Here is a 13,792-nt window from a genome sequence, read left to right as displayed (position 1 = left end):
CGGACCGGCTACTGACCCTCCTCAACCGCAACGACGGCAACGACGGCTACGACGACGACGTCACCCTCCTCCTCGCCCACGCCCGGCGGGGTCGGCGAGCTCAGACCGAGAGCAGCCCATGCTCCGCGCACCGGGCCGACCAACCCACCGGGGTGACCTGGACGACCATCCGCCGCCGGCAGGCTCGACAGTAGCGGGGTGGCTCCAGCTCGCGGGCCCGCAGGCAGGCCTCGTGGCTGCCCACACTGGCCAACTGACCGCAACGGTCACAAAACGCGGCGTCCATAATGGGCAGCTTAGGACATCGCCCGAGGCATCGGATCTCTCAGCCGCTACCCCGCCGAACAAGGACGATCAGGCGGCGGGGAGYGGCTCGACCACGGCGATCAGGTCACCGTCCTGGACGACGTCGCCCTCCTGCACCGCGATCCGGGCGACCGTCCCGCCGTCCTCGCTGATCACGGGGATCTCCATCTTCATCGAGTCGAGGATCACCAGGGCGTCACCGGCGCTCACCGGGTCTCCCACACCGACGACGACCTTCCAGACGTTGGCCACCATCTCAGCGCGGACTTCCTCGGCCATCAGGCTCCCTTCAGCGGCGGTGAATCTGGCAWGAGCGTAGTGCGCCGAGGCTGTCCGACCAACGTCCCTGGGCCCCGGATGTATCCGGGCCGGCACGCTGGGGCGACGCGACCGCCCGGTGCTGGGACTGTCGCTCATAACACCGCACACTACGCATGTGCTCGTACTTCTGGTGCTGACCCTGCTATGCGGTCTGGGCGTCGGCCTCGCCCGCGGCGGAACTCTCGGCGCCCTCGCCCGCATCGATGTCTCCCGACCATGGCTGCTCGCCGCGGCGGTCCTGGTGCTCGCGATCGGCCGACTCGTGCCCGCCCTGCACAGCCCGGCGTGGATCGCGGCCGCCGTGGTCACAGCCCTGTTCGCCAGCGCGAACAACCGCCTGCCCGGACTCGGTCTCCTGGTCACCGGTCTCATCTCCAACGCCGCCGTCATCACCGCGAACGGCGGCCAGATGCCGGTGTCGCGGTGGGGGGCCGACCGCGCCGGTGTACCGATTTCCGACATCTTGACCTCGGCATTTCACACGCCGGCCGGGGATGGTACGGTCCTGCGCCTGCTCAGTGACATCATCCCGCTGCCCCTGCCCTGGACGCCCGCGGTCGTCAGCGTCGGCGACGTGGCGATCGCCGCGGCGCTGGGACTGTTCGGAGCGCTGGCCCCCGTGCGGGTGTGGCGCACGTTGCAGGCCCGCCGCCACGCCAGGGCGGTACAGTCTCCGGCCCAGGGGAACCTCGGCGATGGCTCACCGGATGGGTTCGGCGACGCCGACGAGGACGACGGCCTCGACGGACCCGCCGGTCACCTCCCGTCGGTGCGGACTGGCACGATGACTGCACGTCGAAGCAGAACGGAGGGAGATTCCTGATGGCGAAGAAGAAGCGCAAGCGGCGCGCACGGGCGAAGAACAAGGCCAACCACGGCAAGCGCCCGAACACCTGAGCCACCCGGCGGGCCGTGGCAGCCACGGCCCGCCCCCGGGCTGCCCGATACTCCGCCCGGCCCCAGCTACTCCGGCGGGCCCCAGCTACTCCGGCCGGTACTCGGCGGCGTCGATCTCCACCCGGGCGGCCCGCAGCCGGGCGAGCAGGCTCGCCCGCAGCGACTCGGGCGCACGCTCCCCGCCGCACTTACGGGCGACGAGCATCTTCACCTCGTGCTCCACCCCGAACTCGCGCAGGCAGGGGGAGCATTCGTCAAGGTGGGCCCGAATCAGATTCTGCTGCCCGCCCTCACACTCACCGTCGAGATACAGAAAAACCGCGTCGAGYACTTTCCGGCAATCGATCTCGTGTGGACCGCCGCAGCTCACGACGCACCGCCCTCGCCGTCGGCGGAACCGRYCGCCACGAGCCCACGGTCCAAGGCGTACTTCTCCAGGGACTTCCGCAGACCCCGGCGACCGCGGTGCAACCGGGACATCACGGTCCCAATCGGCGTACCCATGATCTCCGCGATCTCCTTGTAGGCGAAGCCCTCGACGTCGGCGAGGTACACCGCCATGCGGAAGTCCTCGGGCAGGGCCTGCAGGGCGTCCTTGATGTCACTGTCCGGCAGGTGTTCCAACGCCTCGGTCTCCGCGCTCTTGAGCCCACTGGACGTATGCGACCCCGCCTCGGCGAGCTGCCAGTCCTCCACCTGCTCGGTGGGGCTCTGCAACGGCTGGCGCTGCCGCTTGCGGTACGTGTTGATGAACGTGTTCGTCAGAATCCGGTAGAGCCAGGCCTTGAGATTCGTGCCCGCCTGAAACTGGTGGAAGGCCGCGAACGCCTTGACGAAGGTCTCCTGCACGAGATCCTCCGCGTCGGCGGGATTACGGGTCATGCGCAGGGCTGCCGCATACAGCTGGTCGAGGTAGGGAAGGGCGTCCTGCTCGAAACGGGCGCCTCGCTCCTCGGTGGTCTCGTCGACCAGGATCACTTCCTCACCGTCATGCTCCCCGGCGGCCCACCCCGCGTCCACCACACCTGACCGGGCGACACGCGACCGTCCTTCCAGAGCGGACGATACCCCGGCCAAAGCCGGAGCGCGCATCGGCGCAACGCTCGGCAAAGGCCGGCCGGCGGCGGTCCGCGCCTGCGCGGACCGCCGCCGGCCGGTGCTGCTCCCAGGAGTCATGAAGCCTCCGTGACGTCGTCTGGCTGCCGGTTAGCTGTCGGCTGACTGCCCGCACAACCGGATCAGCCCGCGGATGATTCCCGCAGCCGGCCCCGCAGCCAGAATGCGCCGACCCGGGCCGCTTCGGCCACGGCCTCGCCGGGCGGACGCGCATCCCGTCGGCGGGTCTGGAAGGAGTGGTCGGCTCCCGCGACGAGATGGATCTCGCGGCCGAGTTCCGGATCGGGCCGCGGTCGCCCGAAGGAGTCCCGCTCACCCTGGACGACGAGCACCGGGACGCCCGCGCCGTCGAGTTCGTCCTGCCGCGACGGCCTGGTTCTGCCTGCCGGCGTGGTTCCCGGTGGCTGGAGCGGGAAGCCGAGGGCGAGCACGCCGCACGCCTCGAGCCCGGCCGCGACCCGCATAGCCACCCGCGATCCCATCGAGGCGCCGGCGAAGGCCAACGGGCGCGGCGGGCCCAGCGCCTCGACCGCGGCGATCGCGACCGCGTCGAGCCGGGCCGGCCGGTCCGGCGCCCGCCGCCCGGCGACGCGGTACGGCATCTCCAGCCGCRCCACCTGCACCCCGACAGAGGTGAGATATGCCGCAAGTTGGACGAAAAGCGGCGTGTCCGTGCCAGTCCCGGCTCCGTGCAGGAAGAGCACCGTCGACTCCGCCGTGYCGGGAACCACCAGCAGCCGTCCGCCGTCCACAGCTGTGGGCGGTCCATCACCCGGGACCTGCCCGGGGTCGGCGGCGGTGGACGGCGAATCCGGTGCGCATCTATCCGCGCGAACAGGGAAGGACACGGCGTGGTCGAGCCTGGAATCTGTCAGACTTCCGCCTTGAGTGTGTGACTTACCTCGCATCATCGCCCCTCGAAGGGTAGGAACGTTTCATGCCGCCTGGCCCCGACGCCGATCCGGGTCCGTCTCGCGGACGAGCGAACACCCTGGTCTGCGAGGCTCCAGCCAACAGTGACGACCCATACTGGGCGTTCTACGAAGAGGTCGCGGCGGTCCAGCTCCGCGAATGGCTGCCGTCCCGGCCCGCGCGGGTGCTCGACGTCTCCGGCCCGCGGGCCCGCTTCGCCCGCCAGATGGTGAGCACCGGCCATCAGGTCGTCCGGGTGGTCACCAGCGCCCTGCCGCCCGATCCGGCAAGCGGTCCCGGAACGCTTCTGCCGGTGGTGGGAGACGCCCGCTCGCTGGACTGGTTCGCTCCCGGTTCCTTTGACGCCGTCCTCGCCGAGGCTCGGGCGCTGTCGTTCTGCCTCGCCACCGAGACCATCCTGGAGGAGATCCATCGGATGCTGCGGCCGGGCGGCCAGCTGCTGCTCTGCGTCGACTCCCTGCTGCTCGGACTCGCCCGGCTCGCCGAACAGCACCGCTGGGCGGAGCTGTCCGACGTCCCGCGGGCGGACGTGGTACTCGTGCCGGCGGAAGACGGAACGATCACCCGGTGTTTCTGGCCCGAGGAACTTCGGGCACTGCTGACCAGCGCAGGGCTCGACGTGGACTGGATCCGCCCGCGCACCGTGCTCTCCGCGGAGGCGGTCAAGCGCGCGGTCGCCGAGGACGTCTCGTGCTTCCCCACCCTGGTACGCACGGAGGTGGAACTCTCCGCCGAGCGTGAGGGTGAGTCCATCGGCATCCATCTCATCGCCTCGGCCCGCCGGTCCGCCTAAGATCCGGCGCGGCGGTCGGTCCACGCGGGCCAGGGGGCGAGGCGTTCGAGGACGGCCGCGATTCCCAGAAGCCGGGCCTCGTCCCCGTGCCGGCCGGCGGGAATCAGGTGTCGGGAATCAGGTGTCGGCCGGCGCATGTCACGAGGACGCGGTTGACCCGGGCCGTCGTCCGGCATGCTGTCATGGTGAGCATCCTGACGGGTAGCGAAGCCACCGGAACGCAGTCCGATCCGTGGCCGGCTCCACTCGCACGGCAACCGGTCGAGGCCGTCGTCGCGGTGCCCGGCTCGAAGTCCGGCACAAACCGGGCACTCGTGCTCGCCGCGCTGGCGAACGGAACCTCCCGGCTGCGGGGTGCGCTGCGCTCCCGCGACACCCTGCTGATGGCCGGGGTGCTGAGGACGTTGGGTATCGAAGTATCCACCGAGGGTCCCGACTGGGTCGTCCACGGYCACCCGACACCGAGCGCCGCACCCACCGCGCGCGCGGAGTGCGGAAACGCGGGCACCGTGGCGCGCTTCACCCCGGCACTGGCCACGCTGACCCGCGGCGACGTCGTCTTTGACGGAGACGCGCGGATGCGCGAGCGTCCGCTCACCCCGCTGCTCGGCGCGCTGCGCGAGCTCGGCGCCGAGATCGACGGCGACCGAATGCCCTTCACCGTGCACGGCCGAGGGCGGCTGCGTGGCGGCGAGGTGATCGTGGATGCCTCCCACTCCAGCCAGCTTGTCTCGGGGCTGCTCCTCGCCTCCCCGCACTACGACACCGGGGTGACGGTCGTCCACCGCGGGTCCCGGCTGCCATCGGCTCCCTACCTGGACATGACCGTCGCGGATCTACGGGCCGCCGGTGCCACGGTCGAGGTCGACGCCGTGTGCTCCCCCGCGGCCGGCCCGGTGGCGGACACCCGGCGCTGGCGCGTCGAACCGGGCCGGCCGACCGCCGCGGACCGGACCATCGAACCGGACATGAACAGCGCGGCGGCCTTCCTCGCGGCGGCGGTCGCCACCGGCGGGCGGGTGATGATCCCGGACTGGCCGGAGTCGACCGAGCAGCCCGGCCGGCTGCTGCCCGATCTGCTGGTGGCGATGGGAGGCACGGCCCGGCGCACGTCGGCGGGCCTGGAGATCACCGGCGGCGGTGCCGTCCACGGGATCGACGTCGATCTGTCCGACTTCGGGGAGGCCGCTCCGATACTGACCGCCCTCGCCGTGCTCGCCGACTCGCCGTCACGGCTACGGGGCATCGCGCACCTGCGGCTGCAGGAGACCGACCGGCTGGCCGCCCTGGCCCTCGAACTCGGTCGCCTGGGCGCACGGATCACCGTCGCCGACGACGGGCTGGCGATCAGTCCGGCGCCCCTGCACGGCGCCCGGCTCGACCCGCACGCCGATCATCGGCTGGCGATGGCCTACGCGGTGGTCGGCCTCGTGGTGCCCGGGATCGTCATCGACGACATCGCGACGACCGGCAAGACGGTGCCGGACTTCCCCGAGATGTGGACGGCGATGCTGGACCAATGAGCGGCGCGACGCGACGCCCCCCGGGCCAGGCCGGCTGCCCCCCGGGTCCGACCGACGGCGCCGGCGGCTAGTCCGATGGCCCGCGAGCTGGACGAGGACGACGTCCGGGTCCGGCCGAGCCGGGGATCGCGCCCCCGGACCCGGGACCGGCCCGACCATGCCGAGGCGGTCGCGGCGGTGGTAGTGGGTGTCGACCGCGGCCGGTACACCTGCCGGCTCGACGCGATGGCCGACCGCCTGGTCGCGGCCGTGCGCGGTGGGTCGATGCGCCGGACCTCCGTGATAGTCGGTGACCGGGTGGCCCTCGTGGGAGATGTCTCCGGGGCGGCGGGCCTCTTGGCGCRCATCGTCCGCCGCGAGGAACGCACGAGCGTCCTGCGGCGCACCCCCGACGACAGCGATCCGGTGGAACGCCCGATCGTCGCGAACGCCGACGTCCTGGTCATCGTCTGCGCGGTCACCGATCCGCCGCCGCGGCCCGGCCTGATCGACCGATGCCTGGTCGCCGCCTACGACGGCGGGCTCTCCCCGGTCCTGTGCCTGACCAAGACGGATCTCGCGGATCCGGCAGCGCTGGTGGACCTGTACCGCCCACTCGGACTCTCCGTCGTGACCACGCGCCCCGGTGGGGACCTGCGCGCGCTGCTGGAGCTGCTGACCAATCGGGTCAGTGTGCTGTTCGGGCACAGCGGGGTCGGCAAGTCCACCCTGGTGAACCGGCTGGTGCCGGCGGCGGACCGGGCGATCGGCGAGGTCAACGCCGTGACCGGCCGCGGCCGGCACACCTCGTCGGCCGCTGTCGCACTGCGGCTGCCCCAGGGGGGCACTGTCGTGGACACCCCGGGTGTCCGGTCGTTCGGGCTCGGCGCGGTGTCCCCGGACCGCGTGCTGCGCGCCTTCGAGGACCTCGCCGCGGCCGCCGCGCACTGTCAGCCCGGATGCCAGCACCTGGCGCCGTCCCCCGACTGCGCCCTGGACTCGGCGGTGCGGGACGGCCATGCCGACGCCGCCCGGCTGGCGAGCCTGCGCCGGCTGCTCGGCACCCGCGGAGCCTCACCTTGATCGCAATAGATCGGGAGATTGGTCACACTAACCCCGCCACCTGGTGTCCGGCGCCCGGGACCACCGACGCGCGGTGGGGCTCGGCTCGTAGTCTCGCAGGCGTGACCCCGCCTAACCCCGCATCCGTGAGCATCGAACCGACCGCGGACTCCGACACCGTCGCCATCGCCGACGATCTGGCCCTCGCGCTCAGCCTCGCGGACGCCGCCGACCGGATCACTCTTTCCCGATTCCAGGCAGTAGACCTGCACGTCGAGTCGAAGCCGGACAACACCCCGGTCTCCGACGCCGACACCGCCGTCGAGTCCATGATCCGCAAACGGCTCGCCGTGGCCCGGCCGGGCGACGCCGTGCTCGGCGAGGAGGAGGGTCTCGTCGGATCGGGCGCCCGCCGGCGCTGGATCCTGGACCCCGTTGACGGCACCAAGAACTTCGTGCGCGGCGTGCCCGTCTGGGGCACCCTGCTCGGACTCGAGGTGGACGGCGAGATGGTCGTCGGGGTCGCGAGCGCCCCGGCGATGAGCCGACGGTGGTGGGGAGCCCGGGGCACCGGCGCCTTCACTCGCGACGCCACCGGCGACACCCGTGCCCTGAAGGTCTCCTCGGTCACCAGCCTGGGTGACGCCTTCTTGTCCTTCGCCTCCGTCGAGGGCTGGCAGACCGCCGACCGGCTGGAGGAGTTCCTCCACCTCGCCGGCCAGGTCTGGCGGACCCGCGCCTACGGCGACTTCTGGTCGCACATGATGGTCGCCGAGGGCGCCGTGGACCTCGCCTGCGAGCCCGAGGTGTCGCTCTGGGACATGGCCGCGCTCCAGGTCATCGTCGAGGAGGCCGGTGGCCGGTTCACCGACCTGGGCGGGCGCCGGGGGCCGGGACACGGCACGGTGCTCACCACCAACGGGCATCTCCACAACGTCGCGCTGCAGTCGTTCAACGGCTCTTCATGATCGGTTTTGCGCATCGTGGTTCTCCCGCCCCCGGCCAGCGGGAGAACTCCCTGCCCGCGTTCCGTCGCGCTCTGGCCGGCGGGGCGAGTGGGCTGGAGTCGGACGTCTGGCTCGCCGCCGACGGCGTTCCGGTCCTGCATCATGACGGTGTGTTCGGCCCGCCCGGGCGGCGTCGGCGGATTCCCGACCTGACCGCCGACCGCCTGCCGGGGTGGCTGCCAACCCTCGCGGAGTTCTACGCGCAGCTGGGTACGTCCTTCGAGTTCAGTCTTGATCTGAAGGGCCCGCCGGGCAGCTGGGCGGACGCGGCGGCGGCCGTCGTCACCGTCGCCCGCGAGGCCGGTGGCGGCGAGGCCGCGAGGCGGCTGTGGCTGTGCGGCGGGCTCACGGACCTCGCGAAATACCGACCGCTGGATGACGACGTCCGGCTGGTGAACTCGACGTCGATCCGCGACATCGTCACCGGCGGCGGAATGACCGCGTACGGCGATGAACTCCGGGCCGTCGGAGTCACCGCCCTCAACCTGCGCGCGCGTGAATGGACCCCACCACGGGCCGGCATCGTCGGTGTTCTCCACGACCTGGGTATCGCCGTGTTCGGGTGGGATGCGCAACGAACAACCACACTGACCCGGCTAGCCGGCTACGGGCTCGATGCGGTCTACAGTGACCATCTACGCCGGCTGGTACGCGTGACGGGTGCCACCCGGGCATAGCCAGCAGAGGTGCCCGGTGACGCGACTGTCGTAGGTGCGCCAAGGTCAGACGAATTGGGTAGTCAACCAGGCGAAGTCGTTGATTCAGTTGTGCGCAGCGTGACGCGACTCCGGCACACCGTCATATCACTGCTGGTTAGGATAGCGCCGTGCAAGCTATAGCCGGCGTCGCCCTCGATCACCAGGGAAAGATCGGTTCCCCGAACCTGCGGATTGACCACGAAAGGGATAACACTCACTCCCGCGCAGGCGGCCGACGATGGCGCATCGTGGCACTTTCTTGACACCGGGATGGCGGGAGGCTGCACTCAGTCCTCCTCGGCGACTTTCAGCATCTGCTCCGGAAACCCGGTGCGTTCCGCCACATGCTCGACGGAGTATCCCTGTCGTAGCAGGTCACGAGCCTGTTCCAGGGTCCAGCCCCGACYGGGGTCGACCCGACGGACAACTACCTCACTCGCCTGGCGCCGTTCCTGGGGCCAGCTGAGTCGTGCACGGCGTGCCAAGGGTCGACCTCCGAGATTTGAGAGGACTTTGGTGTTACGCCACCAAGGATAGGCCATATTGACGTCGGCCTGCCCGTTGAACTCCACGATAGCGGGTGCCGACCAGTTAATGCAGACCCGCGCCGGAAGACAGCGCATCACGCGAAGACTCTGGCCCGAACAGGCGGCACGCCAAGAGGTACGAGAGTCCTTGATCCTCGGCTGGCCGGATCCATCGGTGACCGGGAAGACCTTCCGCGAGAGCGGTTCAGCCGAGAACGGCACCGACGCATCTCGCCGGGTGACTTCCCGCAAGGCATGGCTATGGATGGCCAACCGGGTCGTGGATGCATAGCGGGTCCACTCCGATGCGACGGGTCACCTCGGTAAACGTATAACGGCGGATCCCGGCCCCGCGGTGGCCGGCAGCCGTGCCCGTTTATCGGCTCCGGGTGAGGCCACGACCGAGGCCACGACCCGCGGCTTCCGCCGGGGCCGAACGCGCGCCCGACGGCTGGGCGGCGGGCGCGGACACTTCCGTGGTCCTGGTCGAGCGGCCGTGCTCACGCAGCATCGTCCGCCACTGCTGCGGGGAGTGACTCGCCGGCCGGGTGGTCGCCAGAAAATCCTCGAGAACCGCCCGGAAGCGTTCGGGGTCAGTGTGATGGGGGAAATGCCCGGCACCGGAAAAGATCTCCAAGCGGCTCCCCGGCATCGCCTCGTGCGCCATCCACGCGTGCTCAACCGGGATGACGGCATCCCGGTCACCCCAGACGATCAGCGAGGGCATCCCGGCGGCGAGGTAGCACCGGTCCAGCATCGTGATGGACTGCCCACGCCCGTCCACCGCCGACCGTAGCGTGCGCAGGAACGCCGCCCGCGCGGTGGGTACGCCCAGCGAGTCGAAGACGTTCAGGAGATCGTCGGCGTCCCGCCCGAGATCGGTGTGCAGCAGGCGCAGCGCGTGCATTCCGGCCCAGCCGGCGACCCGCACCGGCGGCATGCCGATCAGGGAAAGCACCGCCCCGGCTCCGGGCACGGCCGCCGCCCGCAGCGCGGGATGCAGGTGCGGCCCGACCCCGCCGGTGGCGACCAGCACCAACCGCTCGCAGCGCTCCGGGAACTGGTAGGCGAACTGCATGGCCACCCCGCCGCCCAGCGAGTGTCCGACGACCGTGGCGCGCTCGACCCCGAGGATGGTGAGCAGGTCACGCATGCCGCACGCGTAGCCGGCCACCGAGTAGTCACCGCGCGGTTTGTCCGACTCGCCGTGTCCCAGCAGGTCGGGAGCGATGACGGTGTGCCGGCGGGCCAACTTCGGGATGATCGAGGCCCAGGTGCGCGCGTTGTCCCCGATGCCGTGGATGAGCAGCAGAACCGGCCCGCGCCCGGCCCGCAGATAGCACCGCCGGTACCCGTGGACCGTGACGAAGCGGGAGGTCAGCGGGCCCACCCGGGGCACGCCATGGGCACGGCCGCCTCCGGTGCTCGTCGTCCCGTCTGCCGATGCCACGACCGAGGCTGGATTCTTCCTCACTCGCCACCACCCACCCGCGACTCGCCGCCACCCACCTGCCCCCGCTCGAAGCACACCATCCTACTTCCACGGCCTACCCCGGGAGCCCGCCCGGGACTCGCACCCGGCTCCCCGCGCCCGACCGCTTCTGACCTGGTGGTCAGAACCTGATGGTCAGAACCTGGTGGTCAGAATTCGATGTTGCTCATCACATGCTTGATCCTGGTGTAGTCCTCCAGGCCGTAGACCGACAGATCCTTGCCGTACCCGCTCTTCTTGAACCCACCGTGYGGCATCTCCGCCACCAGCCGGATGTGCGTGTTGATCCATACGCAGCCGAAGTCCAGCCGGCGGGCGACCCGCAGGGCCCGGCCGTGATCGCGGGTCCAGACGCTGGAGGCCAGGCCGTATTCGACCCCGTTGGCCCAGGCGACCGCGGTGTCCTCCGAGTCAAACCGCTGCACCGTGATGATCGGGCCGAACACCTCGGACTGGATGAGCTCGTCGTCCTGGCGCAGACCCGAGACGACCGTGGCCGGGTAGAAGTAGCCCGCCCGGTCCAGCGGAGCACCGCCGGCGAGCACCTCGGCATGTTCAGGTGCCCGCTCCACGAAACCGCTCACCCGGGCCAGTTGGCCCGCGTTGTTGAGGGGCCCGTAGTCGACGTCGGGCTCCTCCGGCGATCCAGTCGCGGTCTTCCCGGCCGCCTCGGCCAGGGCGGCTGCGAGCTCGTCGTGGACGCCCGGCGCGGCCAGCACCCTGGTCGCCGCCGTGCAGTCCTGGCCGGCGTTGAAGTACGCGGCCTCGGCGATCTGCCGCGCCACCACCGCCGGATCCACGTCGTCGAAGACGATGACCGGCGCCTTGCCCCCGAGTTCGAGGTGCACCCTCTTCAAGGAGTCCGCCGCGGCCCGGGCGATCTCCATCCCGGCCCGCACGCTGCCGGTCACCGAGACCATCGCCGGGCCCGGATGGGCCACCAGCGCGCGTCCGGTGTCACGATCGCCACACACCACGTTGAGCACGCCGGGCGGGAGGAACTCCGCGGCGATCTCGGCAAGCAGCAGGCTGGACGCCGGGGTGGTGTCGGAGGGCTTGAGCACGACGGTGTTGCCCGCCGCGATCGCCGGCGCGACCTTCCAGACCGCCATCATCAGCGGGTAGTTCCAGGGCGTGACCTGGGCACAGACCCCGATGGGCTCGCGGCGGACATAACTGGTGTACCCCGCCAGGTACTCGCCGGCCGACCGGCCCTCGAGCAGCCGCGCGGCCCCGGCGAAGAACCGGATCTGGTCGGCGGACGGCCCGACCTCCTCGTCCACGGTGAGCCGCAGCGGTTTGCCGGTGTTCGCGCTCTCCACCGCCGCGACCTCGTCGGCCCGGTCCTCCAGCGCGTCGGCCACCCGCAGCAATGCCCGGGACCGCTGCGCGGGCGTGGTGTCCCGCCAGCCCTCGAACGCCGCGCTCGCGGCCGCCACGGCCGCGTCGACGTCGGCCGGCCCCGACCGGGGTGCCTGCGCCAGCAGGTCCGCCGTCGACGGGTTCAGGATGGACATTGTCTCGCCATCGACGGCCGGGGTGGAGACGCCACCGATGAGATTGGCGAAGATCGCATCCATGTCTCTGTCCCTCCTGGGGGATCGGGCCGGCTCAGCCGACGAGGTCCCGGGCCATCTGGTCGAGGCTGTCGAGGTAGCGGTCGACATCGGCGTCGGTGTGCTGCACCGACAACGTCCACTCCTCCTCGCGCCCGGGCGCCATGAGGACGTTGCGGTTGGCGTTGTAGAGCCAGGCCAGTTCGGGCAACTCGGCGTTCTGGTGCGCCATGAACGAGGTGTAGTCACGGATCGGGGCATCGGTGAAGTGCACGCATCCCTTCGAGCTGATGCCGACGGTGTAGCCGGGAATGCCGTGCCGGGTCAGGATCTCGTCGCAGCCGGCGGTCAACCGGCCACCCAGCCGATCGAGGTGGGTGTAGGCGTCGGGAGTGAGCACCTCGAACAGGCTCGCCCGGGCGGCGGCCATGGTCAGCGGGTTGCCGTTGTACGTGCCGACCTGTTTCACCCGGTCCGAGGCCACGGCCTCCATCRGTTCCGCCGTCGCGCCGATCGCCCCGGACGGCAGCCCGCCACCGAGCGCCTTGGCCAGGGTCACCAGGTCCGGACGCACGCCGAACCTCTCGGTGGCCCCACCGGCCGCCACGCACAGCCCCGTCTTGACCTCGTCGAAGATCAGGATAACCCCGTACCGGGAGGTGATCTCCCGGACCGCCGCCAGGTAACCGGGCTCCGGCAGGACGACGCCGAGGTTCATCATCGCCGGCTCCATGATCACACAGGCGGGCAGGCGTCCCTCGGCGGCGAGCGCGGCGATCCGCCGCTCCATCGCCGGAGCGTCGTTGAAGGGGACCGGCACCGTGAGGTCGACGACCACCCGGGGGATCCCGGCACCGTAACCCAACGAGTTCATGTTCTCGGCCGGACCGATGTCGTCGTACGGGGTCCCGATCGACACCATCACGTAGTCGTGGTGCCCGTGGTACGAACCGAAGATCTTGACGATCGTGTCGCGGCCGGTGACGCCGCGGGCGATGCGGATCGCGTCCATCGTCGCCTCGGAGCCGGAGTTGACGTAGCGCCACTGCGGCAGGCCGAAGCGGCGGGCCAACTCCTCGCTGACCACCACGCAGTCCTCGGTGGGCATCGCGAAGTGCGTACCGAGCGCCACCCGCTCGGTCACGGCCCGCACGATCGCCGGGTGGGCGTGCCCCTGCACCATCGAACCGAACCCATTGTGGAAGTCGGAGTATTCGTTGCCGTCGACGTCCCAGACCTTCGACCCGAGACCGCGGGTGAGGTAGATCGGCCAGGGATCACGCACCTGGTAGGACGACGGCACCCCGGAGGTCATCGACCGCACCGCCCGCGCATGCAGCGCCTCCGAGCCCCGGGTGCGGACGTCGAGGCGGGCGGACTCGCGCGCGGCCAGCTCCGCGACCCTGGCCCGCGGAACGACCCGGGTCACACCGCTCCCGGAGGCAGTCACATTCGACACTAGCCACGCATCCTTTCCACCGATCAGCCACTGAAAGCGTAGCCTGATCGGCAGCTTGACGATGGAATCCGTCGAAGATTGCGTGGATAAGGATCGCTTCCCAGTTCACTCATCGACGGCCAT

General features: G+C 70.7%; 15 protein-coding genes. 6 read left to right on the top strand and 9 right to left on the bottom strand.

The window, feature by feature from the left end; translation table 11 throughout:
• Window positions 1–100: 100 nt before the first annotated feature.
• Both KBI5_RS28690 and KBI5_RS08575 read right to left on the bottom strand, forming a co-directional pair.
• Complete coding sequence (locus KBI5_RS28690; RefSeq protein WP_085014919.1) at window positions 101–286, bottom strand: hypothetical protein; 186 nt, start codon at window positions 284–286, stop codon at window positions 101–103.
• Between the two features lie 68 nt (window positions 287–354).
• The gene (locus tag KBI5_RS08575) at window positions 355–585 is read right to left on the bottom strand and encodes a biotin/lipoyl-binding carrier protein (RefSeq protein ID WP_011438140.1); all 231 of its coding nucleotides are present in this window, start codon (window positions 583–585) and stop codon (window positions 355–357) included.
• Window positions 586–742: 157 nt separating this feature from the next.
• Here KBI5_RS08575 and KBI5_RS08570 point away from each other — a divergent pair, with 157 nt between their 5' ends.
• On the top strand, window positions 743–1,450 hold the full coding sequence (locus KBI5_RS08570; protein ID WP_241882753.1) for a DUF5317 domain-containing protein: 708 nt from the start codon (window positions 743–745) through the stop codon (window positions 1,448–1,450).
• Between the two features lie 159 nt (window positions 1,451–1,609).
• On the opposite strand, the gene rsrA is transcribed toward KBI5_RS08570, so the two are convergent.
• The 3 genes from rsrA to KBI5_RS08555 all read right to left on the bottom strand — a co-directional run bounded on the left by rsrA (window position 1,610) and on the right by KBI5_RS08555 (window position 3,548).
• Window positions 1,610–1,894, bottom strand: a complete 285-nt coding sequence (gene rsrA / locus KBI5_RS08565; RefSeq protein ID WP_011438142.1) for a mycothiol system anti-sigma-R factor — start codon at window positions 1,892–1,894, stop codon at window positions 1,610–1,612.
• A complete protein-coding gene (locus KBI5_RS08560; protein ID WP_241882751.1) occupies window positions 1,891–2,700 on the bottom strand; it encodes a sigma-70 family RNA polymerase sigma factor in 810 nt (269 codons plus the stop codon). The genes rsrA and KBI5_RS08560 overlap by 4 nt, the downstream gene beginning before the upstream one ends.
• 62 nt (window positions 2,701–2,762) lie before the next feature.
• Window positions 2,763–3,548: an alpha/beta family hydrolase gene (locus KBI5_RS08555; RefSeq protein ID WP_085014922.1), complete on the bottom strand. Its 786-nt coding sequence runs from the start codon at window positions 3,546–3,548 to the stop codon at window positions 2,763–2,765.
• 29 nt (window positions 3,549–3,577) lie between these two features.
• Here KBI5_RS08555 and KBI5_RS08550 point away from each other — a divergent pair, with 29 nt between their 5' ends.
• The 5 genes from KBI5_RS08550 to KBI5_RS08530 all read left to right on the top strand — a co-directional run bounded on the left by KBI5_RS08550 (window position 3,578) and on the right by KBI5_RS08530 (window position 8,614).
• Window positions 3,578–4,366 carry a methyltransferase domain-containing protein gene (locus KBI5_RS08550; RefSeq protein ID WP_085014917.1) on the top strand — a complete coding sequence of 263 codons (789 nt, stop codon included), beginning with the start codon at window positions 3,578–3,580 and terminating at the stop codon, window positions 4,364–4,366.
• A 182-nt stretch (window positions 4,367–4,548) separates the two neighbouring features.
• Window positions 4,549–5,889 (top strand): 3-phosphoshikimate 1-carboxyvinyltransferase, encoded by a 1,341-nt coding sequence (gene aroA / locus KBI5_RS08545; protein WP_085014916.1) that lies wholly within the window; start codon window positions 4,549–4,551, stop codon window positions 5,887–5,889.
• Window positions 5,890–5,964: 75 nt separating this feature from the next.
• A complete protein-coding gene (rsgA, locus tag KBI5_RS08540) occupies window positions 5,965–6,951 on the top strand; it encodes a ribosome small subunit-dependent GTPase A (RefSeq protein ID WP_085014915.1) in 987 nt (328 codons plus the stop codon).
• A gap of 101 nt (window positions 6,952–7,052) precedes the next feature.
• Window positions 7,053–7,898, top strand: a complete 846-nt coding sequence (gene hisN, locus KBI5_RS08535; RefSeq protein WP_035729794.1) for a histidinol-phosphatase — start codon at window positions 7,053–7,055, stop codon at window positions 7,896–7,898.
• The gene (locus tag KBI5_RS08530) at window positions 7,895–8,614 is read left to right on the top strand and encodes a glycerophosphodiester phosphodiesterase (protein ID WP_011438149.1); all 720 of its coding nucleotides are present in this window, start codon (window positions 7,895–7,897) and stop codon (window positions 8,612–8,614) included. Before hisN ends, KBI5_RS08530 begins: the two co-directional genes overlap by 4 nt.
• Window positions 8,615–8,922: 308 nt before the next feature.
• Here KBI5_RS08530 and KBI5_RS08525 read toward each other — a convergent pair whose 3' ends face one another.
• From KBI5_RS08525 to KBI5_RS08510, 4 genes are all read right to left on the bottom strand, one after another.
• Window positions 8,923–9,120 (bottom strand): hypothetical protein, encoded by a 198-nt coding sequence (locus KBI5_RS08525; protein ID WP_085014914.1) that lies wholly within the window; start codon window positions 9,118–9,120, stop codon window positions 8,923–8,925.
• A 418-nt stretch (window positions 9,121–9,538) separates the two neighbouring features.
• A complete protein-coding gene (locus KBI5_RS08520) occupies window positions 9,539–10,552 on the bottom strand; it encodes an alpha/beta fold hydrolase (RefSeq protein ID WP_347272485.1) in 1,014 nt (337 codons plus the stop codon).
• Window positions 10,553–10,803: 251 nt separating this feature from the next.
• The gene (locus KBI5_RS08515) at window positions 10,804–12,234 is read right to left on the bottom strand and encodes a gamma-aminobutyraldehyde dehydrogenase (protein ID WP_011438152.1); all 1,431 of its coding nucleotides are present in this window, start codon (window positions 12,232–12,234) and stop codon (window positions 10,804–10,806) included.
• Window positions 12,235–12,265: 31 nt separating this feature from the next.
• Window positions 12,266–13,669 (bottom strand): aspartate aminotransferase family protein, encoded by a 1,404-nt coding sequence (locus KBI5_RS08510; protein ID WP_085014912.1) that lies wholly within the window; start codon window positions 13,667–13,669, stop codon window positions 12,266–12,268.
• Between the last annotated feature and the right edge of the window lie 123 nt (window positions 13,670–13,792).

It is taken from the genome of Frankia sp. KB5, from assembly GCF_002099325.1.
GTDB classification, from domain to species: Bacteria; Actinomycetota; Actinomycetes; order Frankiales; family Frankiaceae; genus Frankia; species Frankia casuarinae.
Note: the sequence above shows the minus strand (reverse complement) of the source record. Positions and strands in the feature narration are given on the sequence as shown.

Coding starts and splice junctions, on each gene's coding strand:
- KBI5_RS28690 (WP_085014919.1), bottom strand. CDS start 286: ATGGACGCCGCGTTTTGTGACCGTTGCGGTCAGTTGGCCAGTGTGGGC.
- KBI5_RS08550 (WP_085014917.1), top strand. CDS start 3,578: ATGCCGCCTGGCCCCGACGCCGATCCGGGTCCGTCTCGCGGACGAGCG.
- KBI5_RS08530 (WP_011438149.1), top strand. CDS start 7,895: ATGATCGGTTTTGCGCATCGTGGTTCTCCCGCCCCCGGCCAGCGGGAG.